We start from the raw sequence: 22,443 nt of genomic DNA on the forward strand, positions 1-22,443 counted from the left end.
ATGACAACTATTGCCGTGAAATCTCAACGAGAACTTGTTGCCGCACGCACACCTGGTCATGGCATGCAGGGGGCGTTGTTTGGCCGCCCGGATATTTTCGAAACCGACGTCGACATCTTTTTCAGCAAACACTGGATCCTGGTGGGCGTCACGGCTGATATTCCCGAGCCAGGGGATATTTCGACCCTGGACATCGGCAAGTCCTCGATCATCGTCGTACGCGACGACGATGAGCAGGTACAGGCATTTCGCAACGTGTGCCGCCACCGCGGAGCGCGGCTGAAGTCGGCAGGCAAGTCGACCGTGGGCATGCTGGTGTGCCCTTACCACCAATGGACCTACGATCTTGATGGCAGCCTCAAACACGCTGCCCACATGGGCAAGGATTTCGATCCGACCTGTAAAAGCCTGATGCCTGTGCATACAAAAGTGCTCGGTACGCATGTATTCGTTTGCCTCGGGGACCAGCCGCCGGAAGATATCGCCTATCTGGAACAGACAATGGTTCCGCGATTCGCCCCGTACAACATGACGCACTCGAAGATTGCCCATGAAGCGGAAATCATCGAAAACGGCAATTGGAAACTGGTCATCGAAAACAATCGCGAGTGTTATCACTGTTCAGCGACACATCCGGAGTTGACTGCATCTTTCCTGCCCCAGGATTTCGGTTTCTGTACGGATGGATTGAGCGAAGAGTCGCTGCAAGCCCTGGATGAGTACGAACAACGCAATGCTGCGGCAAAGAAAAGCTGGGAAGACGACGGGTTCACGTGCGATCAGGTCGAACACCTGGGCGAGGACGCCGTGACGCAATTTCGCACCCAGCGGCTGGCTATCGCCGGCAATGGCGAATCGCAAACCCTGGATACCCGCGTGGCATGTACACGTCTTTTTGGTGACCTTGCCCGCCGCGATCTGGGCGATGTGCATCTATGGACTCATAACTCCTGGACGCACGTGATGAGTGATCACGCGGTTATTTCGTACATCATTCCCCTCGCGCCGGACAAAACCCTGGTGCGCACCAAATGGCTGGTGAACGCCGACGCCAGAGAAGGTGTGGATTACGAGGTAGACAAGCTGATCGAGGTGTGGAAAGCGACCAATCAGCAGGACGCCGACCTTGTTGCGATCACTCACAGCGGTACGCAGGATCCCGGCTACACACCGGGGCCATTCTCGGCGTTCACCGAGTCCTACGTTGATCAGTTTTCTCGCTGGTATGCCGCGCGGCTTGCCGCACATGGCGTGTGAGCAATGACCATGACCCTCTATGCCAAGCCGCTGACCATCGCCAGTACCGGATCCGCGCAATCGATATTCACGGATACTGAAACCTGGAGCGCTTACGGCGCCCAATGGAACAGCGGCGAACAGAAGTCGCTGCAATGCTGCGCTGTGCACGACGAAACCCACGACGTAAAAACCTTCATCTTTCGGTGTGCGGATTTCAGCGCAATCAGTTTTGAGCCAGGGCAGTTCATCACGGTATCGCCGGTCATCGCCGGGCAAAGCGTGTCGCGCTGCTATACGGCCTCATCCTCGCCCACGCGGCCCTTTGCGCTGTCGATCACGGTCAAGCGCGTTCCCGGCGGGACAGTCTCGAACTGGCTGCACGACAACTTAAGCGCAGGCGATACGCTGCTCGCATCCGGCCCCGCTGGCAGCTTCACACCGGTCGGCCGTCCAGCGGCCAAGCTGCTTTATCTGTCGGCGGGTTCCGGCGTGACGCCGCTGATGTCCATGACTCGGGCAAGTTTCGATCTGGCGACCGGCCTGGATATCGTCTTCGTGCACAGCGCGCGGACCCCATACGATATTATTTTCCATGACGAACTAAGCCGAATGCAGGCCCGTATGCCTGGGCTGCGCGTCCTGAATATCTGCGAAGGACGCGGCGTCGATCCTGATTGGGCTGGGCCGTTCGGCCGCCTGGATCTGGCCCTGCTCAGCGAACGGGTGCCGGATTTCAAGGAGCGCGAGGTGTTCACTTGTGGTCCGCAAGGCTACATGAATGCGATCAAATCCCTGCTCAAACAGGGAGGCTTTGATTTTCAGCACTATCACCAGGAAAGCTTCGATATCGCAGCGCTGAACGAAGAACCGCTCATCGAGCAGGCTCGCACCCTCGATCAACAGGAGGGCCTGTTTACCGTCACGCTGTCCCGCTCAGGTAAAACCTTCAGCATGCCGGGCAACCAGACGATACTCACGGCGGCGAAAAAGGCTGGCGCGATCGTGCCCTCCTCCTGCAGCCAAGGGGTGTGTGGCACATGCAAGACCACAGTGCTGCAAGGCACGGTCGAAATGAACCACAACGGCGGTATCCGCCAGCGTGAAATCGACAAAGGGCTGCGTCTGCTTTGCTGCAGCAAACCGACGTCAGACCTGATCCTGGATTTGTAAGTCTGGCACCGTACGAGAACAGCACCCGCCACTCCATCAGAGGCGAAACCGATCCACCGATTGCGAGAGTTTGCCCGCTAAGGTCGACAGTTCATCGGTAGTAGCCGCCGTCTGGCCAATGACCCGGCTGTTGTCTTCGGACATGCTGGCAATCATTTCCACTTGATGGGCGATTTCGTTGCTGGCCAGGCTTTGCTCGCCGATGGTCCGGGTGATGTCATTGACCAGCTGAGTCGTTTTCAGAGTGGCGTCGAGGATTTCGCGGATGGCGCGCTCGACGTCGGCGGTCACTGCCATGCCTTTGTCGACCTGCGCAACGCCAGCCTCCATGCTGGTGACAGCCTCGCGGGTGCTTTGCTGGATGCGTGAGACCATGCTGGCAATTTCCTGGGTCGATGCACTGGTTCTTCCGGCCAGGCTGCGCACCTCGTCGGCAACCACAGCAAAACCACGTCCCTGCTCACCGGCGCGGGCGGCCTCGATAGCAGCGTTGAGCGCGAGCAGGTTGGTCTGGTCAGCGATGCCCTTGATCACCTGAATGATGCTGAAAATACCCTCGGACTCCTTGTCCAGAGTGCGGATCACCTGTGCCGACTGCTGCGCGGAGCGCGCAATACCGTCCATGTCGTTGACCACCTGATGGATCACGCGACCGCCATCCTTGGCCAATTCCTCGGCCTGATTGGCCATCTGCAGCGCCCGCTCGGCGTGTCGGGTGATTTCCTCAATGCTTGCGGTCATTTCGCTGGCCGCAGCGGCCATGGTGCTGGCCGCTACGCTTTGCTGTTGACTGCTGCCGGTTACCTGATGGCAGCCACTGCTCAATTGCTGGCTCATGCCACTCACGCCCTGGGCATTGCTGCGAACCACCTCGATCATGCCGCGCAGGTCACGCTGCATGGTCGCCAGACTGCGAATCAGCGTGCTGGCTTCGTCCCGTTGCACAGGCTCGACAATAGATTCGCTCAGGTTGCCATGGGCAATGCTGTCGGCAATCCGGCTGGCGGACTGCAGCGGACCCATGATGCTGCGAATCACCCAGCGTCCCTGGATCAACAGCAACAGCAGGCTGGCGAGCAGCACGCCGCCGAGGGTCATGTTGGCATTGCTGATGGTTTGCTGGGTACCTTTGCCGGTCAGCTGAGTGTCGGTTTCGATCAACTCGCTAAGGGCGGCCAACTCGGCTTCCAGCTGGCTGAAGGCTTTATTGAACGTACCCAGTTGCAGCTGCGCAGCATTCGGATCATCCAGGGCCAGTCCGACGATGCGCTCGCCGGCACTGATGTAGGTGTCGAGGCTTGGCCGCATTTTGCTCAAGGCGGTCTTGATGGTGTCGTTGACCGGCAGCTTGAGGTTGTCACCGAGCATCTGACGAAAGTGTTCCGCGTGTTCAGCGATGGAGCTACGTACCTCATCCTTGGTACTGGTGCTTTTCCCAAGCCCCACCAGGATTGCGGAGAACACGTCGCCGCGCAGCGCATCGTGCATCATGTCCGCTTCGAGATGATTACGTAGCGCGGTCATACTGACTTCATTGTCATTCACTGCATCGCGCATCTGGAGATTGCCCAGATAGCTGACCAGGCTGACGATCACGGCGGTGAGCAAGCTGGTGCCAATCAGCAAAAGTAAGCGTAATTTTATCGACATCCAGTGGTTTCCCTTTTGGCATGTGCGTCGTCAGCTGGGCAAAACCAGCCACGGATTGCTGTGCTCGAAAGGGTTATCGACTGTTGCAACCCGTTACTTAAACTTATTCCCCACCGTTAAGATTTTTACGACATGCGGTAAGCCGCTCTGGCGACCGCAAGTGACATCGCAGCTTTGCAGCATCAAAAAAAAGGCGGTTCAACCCCCAGTGCAAACCGTATTTGGCGAACTGGTCGTCAATAGATGCACTTGCTCAAATCTCGAGGCATGCGCGGCCATTCAAAAACGCCTGGTGCTGATCAACTCATCAAGCACCCGCGTAGGAACACGAAACGGCACCGACATGTGGTCCTCGCCCGGTTCGATCTGGAAGTCGCTACGCAGCCCATACTGCGACAAGTCCTGCAGCCGCCCTTGCAAGGCACGGGCATCCTGGATCGCCTGGACCATGTCGCGCTCACCCATCAATAGCGTCAGGCTGCTGTGGGTCAGGTTCAACTGCCCGGCATGCGCGCGTTTGCTGAAGGCACGCTCGGGCTCCAGCAGGTAGCGATCCTGCCACCACAGGCTCGGGCTCACCGCTACCACATGCTGGAACAATGTCGGCCGAGTGAACAGCGTATAAACGCCGAACATGCCACCAAAGGAATGTCCCACCAGACTGCGCTGATCCTGATCGACCTTGAAATGCTCGGCCACCTTCGGCATCAGGCGCTTTTCAATGAAGTCGAGGAACAGTTCCTGCCCACCTTGCGGCGGATCGTTGCGCGCAGGCGGCGCAGGCGGTGACAAGTCGAACGCCCGACGCACGAAGTCCAGCGGCGTATCGCTCGGGTAACCAATAGCCACCAGAATCGAACCACGCAGCCGTTTCTGCGCCCGTTTGGCGGCATGGAAGGCCGGGAAATAGGCGTTGCCGTCAAGCAGGTAGATCACCGGATAACCGCCGGTGTAAGGCACATCACCCTCAGGCAGGCTGATCATGATGCGATACTCGCGGCCCTCCGCGCTGTGCATCGTCCACTGTTCGGTACCGTCCAGGGTCACCGGCTCTGCGTGGGCGACCGACAAACCAACCTGCAGCATGGCGCCCAACACCATCAATAAAGTGCGAATCATCGTCTCTCTCCTTACCAGCGATAGCTCAGACTGGTGACGACACTGCGCGCCTCACCCCGGTAGCAATAACCTTCCTGGCAATTGATGTAGCGCTTGTCAGACAGGTTGCGACCATTGAGGGCCAGACGTACACCGTCCATACCGCCACCGAAGTCGTAATGCACGCCGGCATCGATCAGGGTGTAGTCCTCGTTCTTCACGGTATTTGCCGCATTACCGTAGTTACTGCCGGTGTAGCGCGCGCCGCCGGACAGCCCGAGGCCCATGGGCAGGCGGTAATTCAGCCAGAGCGAGGCCAGATGACGCGGCACATTCATCGGTGCCTTGCCTTCATTGCCGTCGTTGCTGCGGGTGACTTCCGGATCGTTGAAGCTGTAGCTCGCCGTCATCCGCAGGCGTTCACTCAGGTCGGAAACAGCCTCCAGTTCCAGGCCACGGGATACCTGCTCGCCCGTTTGTATGCTGTTGAGGGGATTGGCCAGATCACGAGTGCGCACATTGGTTTGCGTGAGGTGATAGAGCGAGCCCGTCAGCATCGTGCTGGTGCCCGGCGGCTGGTACTTGAGGCCCACTTCGTACTGCTCGCCCTTGGTCGGCTTGTAGGGTTCACCACTGGCGTCGGTACCACTTTCGGGCCGGAACGACGTGGCGTAGCTGACGTACGGCGCCAAGCCATTGTCGAACAGGTAAAGCACGCCAACCTGGCCGGTGGTCGCCGAATCACTCGTCTTGCTGTTATCGCCACTCAGGTTGTTCGAGCGATGCACCTTGACCCAATCACGACGCAGCCCTGCCGACAGGCGCCATTGGTCGAGTTCGATCTGATCCTGCAGATACAGGCCGCTGCGATGCTCCAGCCCGTCCTCGTCAGCCAGGGAAGTCGTGGGTCGATCAACGGACTGGTGATAGTTCGGCGCGTAACGATCGATCGAGGGTGCGTCGCCCATGGCATACAACAGCGACGTATCGATCCACGCGTAGTCCATGCCGGTGACCAGCGTGTGTTGCAGATTTCCGGTCGCGAAGCGACTCACCAGACGTGTATCGGTGGACAGCGATGACATGTCTTCGTAGACACCAATCGCCGAGCGGTTGAGGGTATGGCCATCGCCGGCGTCGCTGGGCTGGAGGTACTGGTTGGTGGTGTCCACCTGACCGTAACGCAGGTTCTGCTGCACGCTGAAAGTATCGTTGAACGCGTGTTCGAACTCATAACCAAGCGTCCACTGACGTTGTTCGAGCTTGTCAAAGTACTCGTCACCCTGCCAGAAATTGGAGAGATGATCGCCGTCCTGATAAAGCATCGGCGAAGCGCCGGTCTCGCGTTCCTGATACTGCGCCAGCACTGTCAGGCGGGTGTCGGGGTCGATCTGCCAGCTCAGCGAAGGTGCCAGCAGGCGGGTATCGTTGTTCAACTGTTCGATATAGTTCTCTGCATCGCGGTACACACCGACCGTACGGAACAGCACATCCCCCGCTTCATCCAGGCGCCCGCCCACATCGAACTGCGCCTGTTGGTGGTTGTAGTTGCCGGACTGCACCTGCACTTCGTTTTTCGCCAGCAGGCTCGGCCGCTTGCTCACCCTATTGACCATGCCGCCGGGGCTGATCTGCCCGTAGAGCACCGATGCCGGCCCCTTGAGCACTTCAATGCGCTCCAGGTTGTAGGCCTCGGTGGAGTACAAGGACAGCCAGCCAGAGCCTGGCTGGCGCAGGCCATCGAGAAAGTCGGCGCCGATGGTGGTCTCGAAACCACGGACACTGATCATGTCGAAGCGCGGGTCCAACCCTGAGCTGCCGACCCGCACACCCGCGCTGTAAGCCACGGCATCTTCGACCCGGTCGACCTTGCGATCCGCGATCTGCTCGGCCGTAACCACACTGATGCTCTGCGCAGTTTCCAGGAGCGGCTTGTCGCTCTTGGTGGCGCTGCTGGCATTGCTGGCGAAATAGCCTTCCACTGGCGCGAACGCACTCTGAACCGTCGCCGCATCAATGTTGGTGGGTTCAAGTTGATAGCTGGCGTCGGTCTTGGCGGGCAGCACCACATAGCCGGACGAGGTTTTTTGCGCGACCAGGCCGCTACCGGCAAGCAGTTTCGCCAAGCCTTCGTCCAACGATCCGCCGCCAGGCAGGCCCGGGGTGCTCATGCCGCGCACCGCTTGTGGGGAATACGACAAGGTAATACCGGCCCGCTCGGCGAAGGTGCTGAGCGCCTGCTGCAACGACCCGGCAGGAATGCTCGGAGCCGCGGCTTGCCCAGTGTTCGACGATGCCGCCTGAGCCGACAGGTTCGTCGCGCCCCCGAGCAAGGCCAACGCCAGGCATACAGCCTTTGGCAGAGTACGGGACGGGAACGGGGCAATGGCACGCAGAGGAAGTCTGGCAAGGAACATGACGGTATCCATTCAGGAAGTGATCATCCCTAACCGGACGAACCGCAGAAGTCCGACACCTTATTTACGCCAGCGGCATGATGCGCACCCACCACCGGGTGCGCTCAACGATGTGTACCGGCAGCAGATGAGTGAGGTTGCGCAGCATGACCTCAGGTTCATCGAGGCGGAAAACCCCGGACAGGCGCAAGTCGGCCACCGTGCTATCGCAGCCCAACCAGCCATGACGATAACGTCCAGCCTCGGCCAGGAAGTCGACCAGGCGGATATCGTTGACCAGCAACAGGCCACGGGTCCAGGCGAAGGGATCGAGCGGCCCCTTGCCCAACACCTTCATCTGCGTTGCATGAATGCCCAGCCCATTACCCGCTTGCAGACGGCGCTGCCCGAATGGGGTGGAAACCAACACTTCGCCGCGCTCGACGTGGATTTCGCTGTAGCCATCACGCTCACGCAGCACCGCCCTCGCCTTTCTGCCTTCACACTCAGCGAAACGGCAGCGCACACGCCAGTCGGCACCGTCCACGAGCACCTCACCAGTACGCAGCAGCCACTCGCGCCCCCGTACATCCACTGCACTGCCTGTATTGAGCGTCAGCTCAGTACCGCCCAGATCGACCCGACGACGTTCGCCAGTGGTCGTGGCAATGTCGCTGCGCCAGGCGGGCGGTGCTGTCGTGACCAGCAGCGTTGCACCACCCGCAACCAAACCGAGGCCGAGCAACTTCAGTGTGCGTCGACGGCTCAGATCAGCCTCGGCCCGTCGCAACAGCGGAATGGTGCGTGCGGCATCGGGCAACTGGCTGGCCTGAAACAAGTCACCCATTTGCTGCAAGCGTTGCCAGGCCAGCTCATGCCGGGCGTCGTGACGCCGCCAGTCAAGCAACTGCTTATGCAACTCGGCACTGCTGGCATTGGCCCGCAAGCGCATCTGCCACTCAATGGCCGTGCGGATGATGCCCTCCGGCAGGCGCTCGGCCGCCGCACTCACTGTGGCGCCTCAAAGCACACTCGATAGCAATGCATCAAGGCGCTCGCCACATGCCGTTCAACGGTGCGACTGGAAACGCCCAGCGCCTGAGCCACTTGGGCATGGCTCAGGTCACCGAGCTGATACAGCAAAAACGCTTCGCGTACCGCCGGTTTAAGCCCCTCAAGCAACCGCGCGATGCGCTCCAGGCATTGCAGCGCCTCATGACGGACCTCAGGTGATGGATGGCTGGCCTCGGGCAACTGCGCCAGCGCCTCAAGATAGGCTCGCTCCAATGCATCGCGACGCCAATGGTCGATCACCAGACCACGGGCGATACGTACCAACAGCGCACGTGGTGCACGAGCGCTGATCGGCTGACCGCGCACCAGCAAACGCAAAAAGGTGTCCTGGACCAGATCCGCCGCTTGCTGCGAGCACCCCAACGAGCGCCGCAACCAACCCTGCAGCCAGCCGCGGTGCGTGCCATACAAAATATCGAGAGAAACGATCGAATCCGTTTCATGGAGCGACATGGAACGCCTCAGACAGACAAACACGAAAAACGTCATGAATGGGCATGACGGACGCGCGCACCTTAAACGCGAATTGTTCTTATTACAACCTTTTCTGCCGGACCGTTCGACTATTCATTCAGGCTTTGTGCTAAGGGCGACAGCGTTGCGCAGGCGCTTTCTCGGTGAGACTCGCCTGCGCGCATCGTTCCAGCATAGGTATCGCATCTGCAGAACAAAACACCCCGCAAGCGCTATGCACTTGCAGGGTGTTGTTTAACTAACTCAGCATTGTCGATGTTTCAGTCACATAAACCCTGCTTGTTATTGTTTGCCTTGCTTTTCTATCAGCGCGGCGAGCATCTCGTACTCTTCTGAAGACAGGTCGGTGAGCGGAGTACGCACCGGACCTGCGTCATGACCGACAATTCTTGCACCGGCCTTGACGATACTTACCGCGTAACCGGCCTTGCGGTTACGGATGTCCAGATAGGGCAGGAAGAAGTCGTCGATCATTTTGCCAACGGCAATATGATCTTCCCTGGCTATCGCGTGATAGAAATTCATCGCCAGTTTGGGGACGAAGTTGAATACCGCCGAAGAGTAAACCGGAACGCCAAGCGCCTTGTAGGCCGCGGCGTAGACCTCAGCAGTCGGCAGACCACCCAGGTACGAGAAACGGTCACCGAGGCGGCGACGGATCGAGACCATCAATTCAATATCGCCCAGACCATCCTTGTAGCCGATCAGGTTCGGACAGCGATCGGCCAATCGTTCCAGAAGCGGCGCGGTAAGACGACACACATTGCGGTTGTAGACAACGACACCGATCTTGACGGATTTGCACACGGCTTCAACATGCGCAGCCACACCCTCCTGACTCGCCTCGGTCAAATAATGAGGGAGCAACAACAACCCTTTGGCTCCCAATCGCTCGGCTTGTTGCGCATATTGAATCGCTTGGCATGTGGACCCGCCCACACCCGCCAGGATCGGCACACTGCTGTCGCAGGTATCGACAGCAGTCTTGATGACCGCGCTGTATTCGTCAGCTGCCAGGGAAAAGAACTCCCCAGTTCCACCCGCCGCAAAAAGCGCACTGGTGCCATACGGAGCCAACCACTCCAAACGTCGCGCATACCCGGAGGCATTGAATTCACCGTGGCTGTCGAAATCAGTCAGCGGGAACGAAAGAAGCCCCGAGGAAAGAACGGATTGAAGCTCAGATGGAGTCATCTTTTTATCACCTGTTTTATTGTCATTGGGAAAGCAATTGAAGTCATACGACATCATATAACAACAAATAAAACAACCCTGCCGTTATTTAAAAACGAATAATCGAAAACTTGAGCAGCCAGTTTCCTACTGCTGATTACTTTCCTTTATCTGACTAATAAGAATATTGACTCAGTAAATACCGTTATTGCGATTGACATAACTTCGCTAGAAAGAAAGACTCACCACAGGTCATACGACGACTTACAACTAATAATAAAAGGTGATTCACTTATGCTCCGTTTGCATTGTCCTGCATCGCGCTACAACCGGCTCAGCGGCTCTCTCATTGCAAAATCTCGGTTGCGCAGCCCCCACACAATCAACATGGTGCAAGCACCATGAAAGAACTCCTGAAACTCTACTTTCTAGTGCTGAAGGTGGTGATCATTGCGTGCCTGGTTTGTATCACTGCGCTGATCTTCACCAACGTAGTGTTGCGCTACGGCTTCAATTCCGGCTTGTTCTTCACTGAAGAAATTTCCAGGCTGGCATTCGTCTGGCTCGTATTCGCCGGCTCCCAACTCATGCTTCATGAAAAAGGCCATATCGGCGTCGATATCCTGACCAGCCGTGTCTCGCCCCGAACAGCCAAACACTTATTGACGTTGACCTATCTGCTGATGCTGTTCACAACCTCGCTGTTTCTCCAGGGCAGCTGGAAGCAGACACTGATCAACCTGCATGTGGGTGCCCCTTCCACCGGCGTTTCCATGGGGTTGTTCTATGGCGCCGGGTTGGTGTTTTGCGTCTTGAGCACCATTCTGCTCTGCGCTCAATTGGTGAAGCACCTGGCCACACCGGCTGGCGTGCCACTGTCCTCAACCGCACACGGGGTGCTCAAATAATGGCCCTGGGCGTTTTTGTCGGCGTGCTGATGGCCGCCTTGCTCATAGGCGCGCCAATCGCCTATGCACTGATCCTCTGCGGCGTAGCCCTGATGTGGCTGCTCGGGCTGTTCGACGGCCAGATCATCGCGCAGAACATCATCAACTCGGCGGGCAGCTTTCCGTTGCTGGCCATTCCTCTGTTCATCATCGCCGGTGAGGTCATGAACAGCGGCGGCCTGTCCAAGCGCATCATCAACCTGGCCATTTCCCTGGTCGGCCATATGCGCGGCGGCCTTGGTTACGTCACCATCTTCGCCGGGGTACTGCTCTCCAGCCTGTCCGGGTCGGCACTGGCCGACGCGGCGTCGCTGACGGCGTTGTTACTGCCGATGATGGTCATTGCAGGTTACAACCGCAATCGATCCGGCGGCCTGATCGCCTCGGTCTCGGTGCTTGGCTCGATCATCCCGCCCAGCATCGGCTTTGTCGTGCTGGGGGTCGCCTCCGGCTTGTCGATCACCAAATTGTTCCTGGCGGGTATCGCCCCAGGGCTGATGATCGCCGTTGCACTGGTCATCGCCTGGTGGCTGGTGTCGCGTCGTGACAACGAAGTCGAACTGAGTCCGAAGGCCTCTGGCAAGGAACGTCTCAAGGCCCTGGCCGACAGCACCTGGGCGCTCTTGTTGCCCGTGATCATCGTGGCCGGCCTGCGCTTCGGCGTAGTGACGCCTACCGAGGCGGGCGCAGTGGCGAGTGTCTATGCGCTGCTCGTGTCATCGCTGATCTACCGTGAACTCAGCCTGAAATCGTTCAGCGAGCTGCTGATGCGCGCAGGAAAGACCACTGCGGCTGTCATGTTCCTGGTCGCCGCCGCCTCGATCCCGGCCTGGATGATTACCATCGCGGACATCCCAGGACAGATCATCGAGCTCATTCAACCCTTCATGGACAACCCGAAACTGCTGATCGTGGTGTTGATGCTGTTGATTCTGGTGATCTCCATGGTGATGGACCTGACACCGACGGTTTTGCTGCTGGCGCCGATCCTCGTACCGGTAGTGACCGCTGCGAACATCGACCCGATCTACTTCGGCGTGCTGTTCATGATCAATTGCTCCATCGGCCTGATCACACCGCCCGTGGGTACGGTGCTCAACGTCGTCTGTGGAATCGGCAACATGCGCTACGAAGCGCTGCTCAAAGGCACCGTCCCGTTCCTGATCGCCGAAGTCATCGTTCTCTTCCTTCTGGTGATCTTCCCCGACCTGGTGACTGTTCCGGCGCAATGGTTCGCCCACTAAAACAACTGACAAGAAAAGGAAAAACCATGAACAAGCAACTAACCGTTCTTGCTGCCCTATTGCTGGCCAGCAGTTTGAGCTTCGCCGCCGAATACAACGCTCGCACGATCAAGTTTGCCGCAACCAGCCCGAAGGGAACGCCGCCGGCAATCGGCATGGAGCTGTTTGCCAAGAAGGTCAACGAACGCAGTGGAGGCAAGATCAAGATACGAACCTTCCCCAATGGAGTGCTGGGTGGCGACGTACAGGTGCTCTCCTCGTTGCAGGGTAACGTGGTGGAAATGATGACCTGGAACGCCGGCCTGATGCTCAATCATGTGACCGACTTCGGCATTCTCGATTTCCCCTTTATCTACAACGATATGGCCAAGGTCGACGCCATGCTGGATGGCGAAGTCGGCAAGATGCTGATCGACCAGTTACCGGCGAAAAACCTGGTCGGCTTGGCGTTCTGGGAGTTGGGCGTGCGCAACCTGACCAACAACGTCCGGCCAGTGCAGAAAATGGAAGACATCGCTGGCCTGAAGATTCGCGCGCAACAATCGCCCTTGTTCCTGGACGCGTGGACCGCACTCGGCGCGAATCCAACACCCCTGCCCTTCACCGAAGTTCACACCGCACTCGAGACCCACACCGTGGACGGTCAGGAAAACCCGGCGGCACTGATCCTCGCCTCAAGGTTCAATGAAGTTCAGAAATACCTGAGTCTGACTCAGCACAATTACAACCCGCAGATTGTTCTGATCAGCAAGCCCTTCTGGGACACGTTGAATGTGGATGAGAAGGCGCTGCTGACGGAGGTCGCCATGGAAGTGCGCCTTGAGCAACGCGAGATTTCCCGCCAGGCCGACAGCACAACGATTGCCGAACTGCGCAGTTCCGGCATGCAAGTCAACGAACTGGCTCCCGAAGAGATCGCGCGCATTCAGCAAAAGGTTCGTCCTGTGATCGAAAAATACGCCGCGCAGATCAATCCCGAACTGGTGAGCAAAGTCTACAAGGCCATGGATTACCAGCCGCAATAACGATGCCGGACATACGGCCGGCCCTGCGCTGGCCGTCCCACTCAGCGCACGCTTTTTAAACAATAAAGAGGAAGCAACACCATGAAAATTTCGGTCGCACAGATCCACCCGGTGGCTGGTAATCCGCTGCAAACCATCGACAGAGTTGCCCAACTGTCGCGTCAAGCCGCAGAAGAAGGATCGCGTCTGATCGCATTTGCCGAATGCCTGTTGACCGGAGGCTCCTTCGACAGCCGCGAAGAACTGGAAGAAGGTGCCATCAGTCTCGATGCACTCGACCCCTTGCTCACGGCCACGGCTGAAACCGGCATCCACATTGTCGTCGGTTTCTATGAAAAATACGCCGAGTCGATCTTCAATACAGCCGCACTGATCGGCCCCAAAGGAATCATAGGCCTGCATCGCAAGCGTCATCTGCCGTTCATGATCGGTGACCGCTTCACTGATCGCCCAGCAGAATGGACGCCGCCGGTATTCGACACTGAGATCGGCCGTATCGGCCTGGCCATCTGCTACGAAATCCGCTTCCCCGAAGTCATTCGCACCCTGGCACTGGAGGGCGCTGACATCGTTATCCTGCCTGCGGCCTGGCCCGAACAGGCGCGCCTGCTGCCGGACGTTTTCAGTACCGTGCGCGCGGCCGAAAACATCGTCTACTTCGTGGCTCCGAATCGTAACGACCTGGACGGCGGCATGCAGTTCATCGGCATGAGTCACATCATCGAACCTTCCGGCAGGACCTTGATCCGCGCAGGACAGGAAGATGGCGTCTTCAGCGTCGACATCGACCTGGACAAGGCGCGTAACAAGTCATTGATACGCGACCCGGGCGTGTTCGAGATACACCCCTTCCGCGACCGACTGCCAGAGACCTATCGCCTCTGACGCAGCAGTCACCGATTACGCATTCTCAGGTACTTGCAATGCACAAGAAGCTCACCTCACTGAAAGATCGAATGGCTGAAGGCCCGACGTTCGGGATGAACATCTACAGTACGTCCTGCATGGCCATCGAAGTGGCTGGCAACTGGGGGCTGGATTTTGTCTTCGTTGATGCCGAACACACTGCGCTTGGCGTCGACAAAGACATGGAAAAATTGATTCTGGCGGCCAACCACGCCTCCATCCATAGCCTGGTACGCGTTCGCGGCACCCTCGAATGGGACATCCGTAAAGCCTTGGAAATGGGTGCTTCAGGGGTCATCGTTCCCCAAGTCCACAGCGCCACACAGATGCGGGAAATCATCCGCTACAGCAAATTCCCACCATTCGGGCGTCGCGGTGGTGACAGTTCGGTTCGCTCCGCGAATTATGCTGGCCCCGGATTTGACTGGGCCAGTTACACGCAAAAGGAAAACGCCCGTAGCGTCATCGTGCCCATGGCCGAAAGCTTTGAGTTCTTCGACAACATCGATGAAATTCTCGACGTCGAAGGTATTGATGCAGTGCACTTCGGCCCGGCGGATTACTCGCTGTCGCGTCAGTTGCCGGTCGACTATCGCCTCGGCAACTCCGAAGTCCAGGCGCGGCTGGCATTGCTGATCGATAAATGCCATGGCCGCTCGATTCAAGTCATGGTGCCCTGCTTTCCCGCAGACACGGAAACTTCCCGCCGCCTTTTGGATATGGGCTGCGACATGTTACTGATGGGCAGTGATCTGTCCTGGCTGAACCAGGCTGGACAACAGATCTCGGCCATTCAGAAGACACTTCAGGGGTAAAGGAAATCCTTCAATAAGAACAGCTAAAAAAAGCCGAATCAATAAACTTGATTCGGCTTTAACAGTATCCCGGGAAAGCGTTAGCTGACTAAAAAGTTTTGACGCAACAGTGTCGCCTGAGTAAGTGCGACCAACTCATCGAGCTGAACATCAGGCCTTTCCGTTACATAAGACAAACAGAACCTGGCCGGTTCTATAGCGGGATTGCAGGGCAGCACCTTCAACAAATCAACGGCCAGCATATCTCGAATTAACGGAACCGGAAGAATCCCGATAGCATATCCGGCAGAGATCATTTTCGCGATGAACGCCAGGGAATTACTGGAGTGGAAAGCCTCGGACACACTCCCCCCTTCTTTCAGCCACCGCTCAACGACTGAGTACAATGTCGAGGGTGCGGAATGCGTCACTATGGGATGGGCACAAGCGTGTTCCGGTAGAAATTCCCCTCCTTCGATTTCCAGTTGTGCGGCAGCCACCCACTGAAAAGTCATCCATCCTAAAAAGATGTCAGTGACATCGTCTCGCGTAATCGGATTGGTCAGGAGCGCCAGGTCAAGCTCGTGATCATTCAGCTTCTGGTTAAGCACCGCCCCCACATCAATGGTGATTTCAAGGGTGATCTCTGGAAAATGCGTCTTGATCTCGGCAATGACCGCAGTCAACCCGACCATTGCCGAACATTCGTCAGCACCGACGCGCAATCTGCGATTCTGCTTTTGCTTGGCGGCAAACTGTTCAAGCTTCACGCTGTTGTTAAGCGCCAGCTCCGCATGCTGCAGAGCGATCAGGCCATCGGCGGTGATGATCATGCGCTGCTTGCTGCGGTCAAAAAGTTTCACACTCAGCAAAGACTCCATCTCGCGAATTCGAGAGGAAATTGCCGGTTGTGTCAGATGAAGATGTCGAGAGGCCGCATGAACACCACCTAATCGGGCAGTCCAATAGAAAGCCTCGATCTGCATCAGGGTAATTCTCATGATAAAAATCGTCCCACAGTTGACTCGTTGTTTTTTATTATCGCATTAAAATCATGCTTGTTAGGATGGACGGACTGTATCAGACATTCATCAAAAACAAGTAAATTACAGCATGTATATTATTGAAGAACTGCCACGACAGATCGACAAGGAAGAACTTTCGGTTCTCCTCGCAGCGGAGCCGGCAACGATCGGCCACTTCACCACTAAAGGTATTTTAAGTCCCCGGATAAAAGCACACTTCCAGGACATTAGAACCGTTGGAACCGCAGTCACAGTAAGAATGCCTGGGGCTGATGGGGGAATTCTGCATTACGCGATGGGCTGCGCAAGGCCAGGCGATTTCCTGATCGTGGATCGCTGCGGTGAGCGCGTCACGGCGGCCATGGGCGGAGCCATGGCTTACGCAGCCAGGCAGGCTGGAATCGCCGGGATTGTCATTGATGGGTTCGTCACCGACCTGGGTGAGTTGCGCCAGCATGGTGTTCCCATCTGGTCCTGGGGCGCCAGTGCCGTCACCACCCGGCTCAAGGGCAACGAAGGTGAGTTTTGTACGCCGGTCCAATGTGGCGGTGTGGTTGTTCATCCCGGTGATGCCGTGGTCGCCGATGAGAACGGCATCGTCATCATCAAGCCAGACCAGGTCCTCAGACTGGCCCGACGCGCAATCGAGTTTCAGGACAACGAAAAAATCACCTTGGCAAGACTGGCAAACGGCGAGAAATTCCCGGATGTCGTAGGTTCCAGATCGATCATCAACGCTGCAATCGGGGACCTCTGAACAGGCGAACACAGACCCGCTTTGCTGCCCCGTTTCTGCCATGTAGCTCCCTCAAAAAAACAAAAGGACTACCATGCAACCGTTCAAGATTCCGCCCCTGATCATTGCCCTGCTCAGCGGTCTTATCGGTCCCGCAACCTTTGCGGACACCCCGGCAACCACCCACTTCAATGTCATTGGCGGTGGCAGCCACAATTACACGTTTCGCGCGGTGGAAAAGCCGTTCTGGAACACGACCCTGCCGGCGAGTTCTGGAGGGACCGTCACGGCTCGCCTCAGAGGGCTATCGGAAAGCGGCCTCAAAGGCCCGGAGATGGTGCGCCTGATACGTCTTGGCGCGGTTGATGTCGGCATGGGGGTTTTCGCTTTTGTTGCCGGTGATGATCCATTCTTCGAAGGGATTGATCTGCCCGGCATGGCTGCCGATATCGAAACCTCACATCGGGTTTCGACTGCGTTCAAACCGGTATTGGCGCAACGCATGGCCGAGCGACATGGCGTCAAGTTGCTGGCAACGGTGCCCTATACGGCGCAAGTGTTCTTCTGTCGCACCCCCATCACCTCGATAGAGGACCTCAAGGCACGCAAGATTCGCGTTCGCGGGCGCAATATGTCCGAGATGATCAAAGCGCTCGGCGGATCGCCCATGACCTTGCCTTTCGCCGAGGTCGTGACGGCCATGCAGACCGGCGTCATTGATTGTGCGGTGACAGGCATTGGCTCAGGCAACGCGGCCAGATGGTACGACGTCGCCAACCACATCTATAACCTGCCGGTGGACTGGTCGATTGGTTTCTACGCCATTGGCCTGAAGCGCTGGCAGTCATTACCCGAACCTGTACAGCGCCTGCTGCAGGAACAGTCCGACGTACTCGAAGCCAGGTGGTGGGAAGAAACCGCCAAAGAAAATCACTCTGCATTGGCCTGCAATATCGGCGCGCCTGACTGCCAGATTCACCACCCCGCCAATATGCAGGTCAGCACACCGACAAACGCCGAGAAACAGGTTGTGCGGGACGCCGTTCTCAACATCGCCAACAACTGGGGCAAACGCTGCGGGGCGCAATGTGTCGAGCGCTGGAATGCCACGGCCGGCGTTGCCCTTGGCGTAAGTCTGCAAAAACCCTGACCCGCGCCAAATCCGTTGAGTATCTGTGAATCTGCGCAACAACAGTTTGTTGCGCGTTCTGAACGCCCCGTTTCCGGAGAACCCCAGCCATGAAACACACTGAATCTTCTGGTATCAGGCTCGTAACCACCATCGCCAGGTTGAGCGCCTGGCTCGGCGGCATTGCGCTGATGGGCACCGCATTGATGATCGGCACCGACCTGATCCTGCGCAAGACCATCGGCCTGTCCATGGGCGGAGCCGACGAAATTGCCGGTTATGTCCTGGCCATTGTCAGCACCTGGGCGTTTCCCATCGCCCTGTTAAAGCGCTCCCATATCCGGGTGGACATTATCTACTCACGGCTGAAGCCCAAAACCAGAACATCGCTGGACCTGCTGGCCCTGAGCTGCATGGCGACTTTCGTCGGTACCATGCTGTTCCACTCATGGGGTGTGCTGTGGGACTCCATCCAGTACCGCTCAGTTTCCACCACGCCGCTGCAAATCCCGCAGTGGGTGCCTCAATCAGTCTGGTTCGCAGGTTACGTTTTTTTTGCCCTGACCATTGTAGTACTGGCCTGCGCGAGCCTGTCGCATCTGCGTCAACAAAGATGGGCGTCGATCACTGCGCTGATCGGTATCAACTCCGTCGAGGAGGACATTCAAGAAGAAATCCACAGTCCCGCACCGGGGCTCACAACTTCCCCATCGAATGGAGCGCACTAGATGCTGGCCTTTACTCTCTTCACCCTGCTCGCCTTGCTTGGCTTGAGCGTGGCCGCAGCGGTCAGCGTCGGCCTGCTGGGCATTTCGTTGTCAGAACTGTTTTCGACTTTGCCACTGAGCAACGCCATGGGCGAAATAGCCTGGAGCACCAGCGCCGAATTCCTGCTGGTGGCGATTCCGCTTTATATACTCATGGGCGAGTTACTGGTGTGTTCAGGTGTCGCAGGACGCATGTATGGCGCCGTCGCCAAATGGCTTTCGTGGCTGCCCGGCGGCTTGATGAACTCCAACATTGGCGCCTCTGCATTGTTTTCGGCAACCAGCGGCTCCAGCGTGGCGACCGCCGCAACGATCTCGACCATAGCCCTGCCGGAGCAGGAGCGAAAAGGCTATCCGGCTCCGCTGTTCCTCGGGTCTATCGCCGCTGGCGGTACCCTTGGCATATTGATCCCACCCTCGATCAACATGATTCTGTTCGCGCTGATCGCCAATCTGTCGGTGCCCAAACTCTATCTGGCAGCGACGATTCCCGGCATTCTGCTCAGCTTCATGTTCGTCGCAATAATCGTCCTGGCTTGCATTATCCGCCCCGAACTGGGGGGTAAAAAAGAACACTCAACCTGGGCAGAACGACTGGACAGCATCCCCGACCTGCTGCCGCCGCTGGCCATCTTCGCTCTGGTGGTCGGAGCCATCTACAGCGGCTTCGCAACTGCCAGTGAGTCAGCCGCCCTGGGGGTCATTGCAGCGTTTTCCCTTGGCCTGTGGCGACGCGCGTTTACCTGGCAAAATCTGGCGCAGGCCTTCGAATCCACTATGCGCACGACCGGAATGATCATATTCATTACCTTGTCGGCGTTTTTTCTCAATTTCGTGCTGTCTTCCATAGGGCTGACATCCACCCTGGTCAGTTTCGTGACGGACCTCGACATGTCCCCGATGGGAACGCTGCTGGCCATCATTGTGTTCTACATCATCCTCGGCTGCTTCATGGATACGCTGGCCATGCTGATCACCACCGCACCGCTGGTGGTGCCAGTCATTGTCGCCCTGGGTTTCGATCCACTGTGGTTTGGCGTGATACTTATCATTCTGTGCGAAATGGGACAAATCACGCCCCCATTCGGGATGAACCTATTCGTGGTGCAAAGTATTCGCAATAAAGGCAAGTTCCTGGATGTGGTCTACGGCGCCTTACCTTTCTGTTTTGTATTACTTATGTTGATCGCGCTCTTGATCATGTTTCCGCAGATCGCGCTTTGGCTCCCACAATTTGCTTGATGGACATTGTCCCTGCGGGGTCCGGGCTGCGTGAAAACGTATTTCCCGTTCCAGGGCCCCGAGTTCCGCGCGCTCAGAGCTGAGAGCCGTTTGATCCCACCCGACCCTACGGCGCTATCTGCGCCGTCGCGAGATGCGACACCAGCGCATCAATGAAAACTCTCACCTTCGCTGACAGACTCCGGTGGCTCGGATAGAGCGCATGAGCATCCAGCAAACGTCCCTTCAACTCCGGGAACAGGCGCACCGACCTGCCCTCCGCAACCGCGCTCGCCGCGTGGAAGTCCGGCAGGAGTCCGATGCCGCAACCGGCGATCAACATCGTTTTCATCACGTCCGGCTCCGGAATGACATCACCGGCGTCGACCTCGATATCCCGTACAGCGCCGCTTTCCGTTCGGAACTGCCAGGTCTCGCGCCGTTCGGCGTGCGCGAGCAGCCTGTGACTCAAGAGGTCTTCAGGCGACCTCAGGGGCGGATGCTTGCTCAGGTAGTCCGGGCTCGCACAGGTCCAGATCTCGAATGTGGCCAATCGACGCGCGATCAGCTCTGAATCCTGCAGTGGTCCGATGCGGATCGCCAGATCAACCCCCTCGATCTGCAAGTCAACGACCCGGTTGTCCACCGTGAGGATGACGCGCCCGTCTGGATAGCGCGACAGAAATCCGGGAAGCATGGATGCAAGCGCGGTGCTGAGCTGGCCGAGGGTGACCTCTCGGACCACGCTTCACTCGACCGCGTCACGCAAGGCATCGACGTGATTATGTCCGCCGTCCTGGGCGGCCCCGACGTCATCGTCGACGGTCAGGTCGCGCTCGCCGAGGCGGCGAAGCGCAATAGTGTGCGGCGGATACTGCCGTCGGATTTTGGTCTGGACCTTTTCAAGGCAACCCCAGGCGGACACCCGGCCTTCAACTGGCGCGCAGCGGCAGACGAGCAGATCGCCGCAATGGGTCTTGAGCGCATCCACATGCTCCAGGGCGCATTCATGCACATGATGGCGCCGGGTTCTCCGCTTATCGACTACACGACTTATACGGCCCAATTCTGGGGGGACGGTACGCGACCGATCGAGATCACGAGCGTCGACGACACGGCACGCATGACGGCCCGCGTCGCCCTGGACCGCAGCGTCGAGAGCGGCAAATTCGCCTTCTGCGGCGACAGGCTCTCGTTCCAGGAGGCTGCAGACCTTGCGGAGAAACGCACAGGCAAGCCTTTTTCAAGGCGCTCGCTCGGGTCTGAGGCTGATCTGCGAAAAGCGCTCGACGCGGCCAGGGCGTCCGATCCGCAGCAGGCCGTGATGCTTGCCTATCAGCTCTACATGCTCAACGGCCAGACTGCGCTTGAGAACCTGAAGTCCCAGCGCTATCCCGATATCCAGCTACAAAGGCTGAGGGACTTTCTCGCTCAGCAGTAGCCTTGCCTGCCTGAATGCTCTGGCAAACGCGCACGATGCTATGACGTCCTGGCCCCAGGATTCTGCCAGAACGATGGATCGGCGCTCTTGAGGCGCTCAACAGCATTATTGATATGGTTGAGCGCCGCATGGCGCGCGCCCTCAGGATCACGTGCGGCAATGGCCGCGTACACGGCAAAGTGCTCGACCCGCACCGTCTTTGCCAGATCCCTACGGCGCTCCTCGTTGGAGCGTGTAATGCGGATCGCCTCTTTGATAAATTGCGCGATAAATTCGTGCAGTGACGGGTACAGCGGATTGCCCGTAGCTTTGGAAATGGAGTGATGGAACGCCAGGTCTTCTTCGACGCCATCGCGCCCCTCCTGCTCGGCGGCATCAATGGCCTTCAGCGCCTGGTGAATGGCCTCCAGTTGCACCGGCGAATGCCGCTGCGCCGCCAGTGCAGCCGCTTCCCCTTCGATTCCGCGGCGTAACTCGGTGACCCGCAATACCGCCTCGATCGACCCGCAGACATCCAGATCGATGGTGAACGCCTTGATATGCGCACCTTCGCAGACCACGGTGCCGCTGCCCTGGCGCACCTCCACCAGACCAGCTGACTTCAGGCGCGAAATGGCCTCGCGGATCACGGTCCTGCTGACACCGAAACGCTCGGCCAGTACCGGTTCCGTTGGCAGGCGCGCGCCCGGCAACGCTTCGCCTTTGGCGATGTAGGCCTTGAGGGCAGCGGTCACCTGATCAGACAGTGTGCCCTTGGCAGAATCCTTCAGAACCGCCAACGCGTCGGCGGAACGGGAGGAGTTATCAGAATTGGGCATAGGCATCTCTGGGCTCAAAACGGTGAAGGTACTGCATTTCAGACACGACGTCCTCTTTGGCGTCGGGCCTTGAATTCGTATGACGTATTATGATATCAACGCCACTTCATGTAATC

General features: G+C 57.9%; 21 protein-coding genes and 1 pseudogene. 12 read left to right on the forward strand and 10 right to left on the reverse strand.

Features of this window, described 5'->3' with window-relative positions:
* Together AFK24_RS25435 and AFK24_RS25440 are read left to right on the forward strand one after the other, a co-directional pair.
* Complete coding sequence (locus AFK24_RS25435) at positions 1 to 1,257, forward strand: aromatic ring-hydroxylating oxygenase subunit alpha (RefSeq protein WP_065835853.1); 1,257 nt, start codon at positions 1 to 3, stop codon at positions 1,255 to 1,257.
* A 9-nt stretch (positions 1,258 to 1,266) separates the two neighbouring features.
* Complete coding sequence (locus AFK24_RS25440) at positions 1,267 to 2,409, forward strand: hybrid-cluster NAD(P)-dependent oxidoreductase (protein ID WP_065836000.1); 1,143 nt, start codon at positions 1,267 to 1,269, stop codon at positions 2,407 to 2,409.
* Between the two features lie 36 nt (positions 2,410 to 2,445).
* Here the strand turns inward: AFK24_RS25440 and AFK24_RS32140 are convergent, their stop codons facing one another.
* The 7 genes and pseudogenes from AFK24_RS32140 to kdgD all read right to left on the reverse strand — a co-directional run bounded on the left by AFK24_RS32140 (position 2,446) and on the right by kdgD (position 10,295).
* Positions 2,446 to 3,309 (reverse strand): methyl-accepting chemotaxis protein, encoded by an 864-nt coding sequence (locus tag AFK24_RS32140; RefSeq protein ID WP_430962180.1) that lies wholly within the window; start codon positions 3,307 to 3,309, stop codon positions 2,446 to 2,448.
* Positions 3,304 to 4,059 (reverse strand): annotated as a pseudogene (locus tag AFK24_RS32145) (MCP four helix bundle domain-containing protein); the annotation flags it as partial. The pseudogene AFK24_RS32145 and the gene AFK24_RS32140, both read right to left, overlap by 6 nt.
* A 279-nt stretch (positions 4,060 to 4,338) precedes the next feature.
* The gene (locus tag AFK24_RS25450; protein WP_065835855.1) at positions 4,339 to 5,178 is read right to left on the reverse strand and encodes an alpha/beta hydrolase; all 840 of its coding nucleotides are present in this window, start codon (positions 5,176 to 5,178) and stop codon (positions 4,339 to 4,341) included.
* A gap of 11 nt (positions 5,179 to 5,189) precedes the next feature.
* Positions 5,190 to 7,574, reverse strand: coding sequence for a TonB-dependent siderophore receptor (locus AFK24_RS25455; protein ID WP_240500446.1), 2,385 nt, complete (start codon positions 7,572 to 7,574; stop codon positions 5,190 to 5,192).
* A gap of 64 nt (positions 7,575 to 7,638) precedes the next feature.
* Positions 7,639 to 8,565: a DUF4880 domain-containing protein gene (locus AFK24_RS25460; RefSeq protein WP_065835857.1), complete on the reverse strand. Its 927-nt coding sequence runs from the start codon at positions 8,563 to 8,565 to the stop codon at positions 7,639 to 7,641.
* Positions 8,562 to 9,080 (reverse strand): sigma-70 family RNA polymerase sigma factor, encoded by a 519-nt coding sequence (locus AFK24_RS25465; protein ID WP_065835858.1) that lies wholly within the window; start codon positions 9,078 to 9,080, stop codon positions 8,562 to 8,564. The genes AFK24_RS25460 and AFK24_RS25465 overlap by 4 nt, the downstream gene beginning before the upstream one ends.
* Before the next feature lie 303 nt (positions 9,081 to 9,383).
* On the reverse strand, positions 9,384 to 10,295 hold the full coding sequence (gene kdgD / locus AFK24_RS25470) for a 5-dehydro-4-deoxyglucarate dehydratase (protein ID WP_065835859.1): 912 nt from the start codon (positions 10,293 to 10,295) through the stop codon (positions 9,384 to 9,386).
* Positions 10,296 to 10,675: 380 nt separating this feature from the next.
* Between kdgD and AFK24_RS25475 the strand changes: the two genes are divergently transcribed.
* From AFK24_RS25475 to AFK24_RS25495, 5 genes are all read left to right on the forward strand, one after another.
* Positions 10,676 to 11,182, forward strand: coding sequence for a TRAP transporter small permease (locus tag AFK24_RS25475; protein ID WP_065835860.1), 507 nt, complete (start codon positions 10,676 to 10,678; stop codon positions 11,180 to 11,182).
* Positions 11,182 to 12,465: a TRAP transporter large permease subunit gene (locus AFK24_RS25480; protein WP_065835861.1), complete on the forward strand. Its 1,284-nt coding sequence runs from the start codon at positions 11,182 to 11,184 to the stop codon at positions 12,463 to 12,465. The genes AFK24_RS25475 and AFK24_RS25480 overlap by 1 nt, the downstream gene beginning before the upstream one ends.
* A 26-nt stretch (positions 12,466 to 12,491) precedes the next feature.
* Positions 12,492 to 13,490, forward strand: coding sequence for a TRAP transporter substrate-binding protein (locus tag AFK24_RS25485; RefSeq protein WP_065835862.1), 999 nt, complete (start codon positions 12,492 to 12,494; stop codon positions 13,488 to 13,490).
* Between the two features lie 81 nt (positions 13,491 to 13,571).
* On the forward strand, positions 13,572 to 14,375 hold the full coding sequence (locus AFK24_RS25490; RefSeq protein WP_065835863.1) for a carbon-nitrogen hydrolase family protein: 804 nt from the start codon (positions 13,572 to 13,574) through the stop codon (positions 14,373 to 14,375).
* A 38-nt stretch (positions 14,376 to 14,413) separates the two neighbouring features.
* Positions 14,414 to 15,211, forward strand: coding sequence for an HpcH/HpaI aldolase family protein (locus tag AFK24_RS25495; RefSeq protein WP_065835864.1), 798 nt, complete (start codon positions 14,414 to 14,416; stop codon positions 15,209 to 15,211).
* Positions 15,212 to 15,291: 80 nt separating this feature from the next.
* On the opposite strand, the gene AFK24_RS25500 is transcribed toward AFK24_RS25495, so the two are convergent.
* A complete protein-coding gene (locus tag AFK24_RS25500; RefSeq protein WP_065835865.1) occupies positions 15,292 to 16,191 on the reverse strand; it encodes a LysR family transcriptional regulator in 900 nt (299 codons plus the stop codon).
* A 112-nt stretch (positions 16,192 to 16,303) separates the two neighbouring features.
* Between AFK24_RS25500 and AFK24_RS25505 the strand changes: the two genes are divergently transcribed.
* The 4 genes from AFK24_RS25505 to AFK24_RS25520 all read left to right on the forward strand — a co-directional run bounded on the left by AFK24_RS25505 (position 16,304) and on the right by AFK24_RS25520 (position 20,089).
* Positions 16,304 to 16,972 carry an RraA family protein gene (locus tag AFK24_RS25505; protein ID WP_065835866.1) on the forward strand — a complete coding sequence of 223 codons (669 nt, stop codon included), beginning with the start codon at positions 16,304 to 16,306 and terminating at the stop codon, positions 16,970 to 16,972.
* 73 nt (positions 16,973 to 17,045) lie between these two features.
* Positions 17,046 to 18,101, forward strand: a complete 1,056-nt coding sequence (locus tag AFK24_RS25510; protein WP_065835867.1) for a TRAP transporter substrate-binding protein — start codon at positions 17,046 to 17,048, stop codon at positions 18,099 to 18,101.
* A gap of 89 nt (positions 18,102 to 18,190) precedes the next feature.
* On the forward strand, positions 18,191 to 18,808 hold the full coding sequence (locus AFK24_RS25515) for a TRAP transporter small permease subunit (RefSeq protein ID WP_065835868.1): 618 nt from the start codon (positions 18,191 to 18,193) through the stop codon (positions 18,806 to 18,808).
* A complete protein-coding gene (locus AFK24_RS25520) occupies positions 18,809 to 20,089 on the forward strand; it encodes a TRAP transporter large permease (protein WP_065835869.1) in 1,281 nt (426 codons plus the stop codon).
* Positions 20,090 to 20,195: 106 nt separating this feature from the next.
* Here the strand turns inward: AFK24_RS25520 and AFK24_RS25525 are convergent, their stop codons facing one another.
* Entirely contained in the window at positions 20,196 to 20,813 is a 618-nt protein-coding gene (locus AFK24_RS25525; RefSeq protein WP_065835870.1) for a substrate binding domain-containing protein, read from the reverse strand.
* Here AFK24_RS25525 and AFK24_RS25530 point away from each other — a divergent pair.
* Complete coding sequence (locus AFK24_RS25530; RefSeq protein WP_240500457.1) at positions 20,739 to 21,509, forward strand: NmrA family NAD(P)-binding protein; 771 nt, start codon at positions 20,739 to 20,741, stop codon at positions 21,507 to 21,509. The genes AFK24_RS25525 and AFK24_RS25530 overlap by 75 nt on opposite strands.
* Positions 21,510 to 21,547: 38 nt before the next feature.
* Here AFK24_RS25530 and AFK24_RS25535 read toward each other — a convergent pair whose 3' ends face one another.
* Positions 21,548 to 22,327 carry a FadR/GntR family transcriptional regulator gene (locus AFK24_RS25535; RefSeq protein ID WP_240500447.1) on the reverse strand — a complete coding sequence of 260 codons (780 nt, stop codon included), beginning with the start codon at positions 22,325 to 22,327 and terminating at the stop codon, positions 21,548 to 21,550.
* Positions 22,328 to 22,443 lie beyond the last annotated feature (116 nt).

Source organism: Pseudomonas syringae, assembly GCF_001698815.1.
Taxonomy (GTDB): Bacteria; Pseudomonadota; Gammaproteobacteria; order Pseudomonadales; family Pseudomonadaceae; genus Aquipseudomonas; species Aquipseudomonas syringae_A.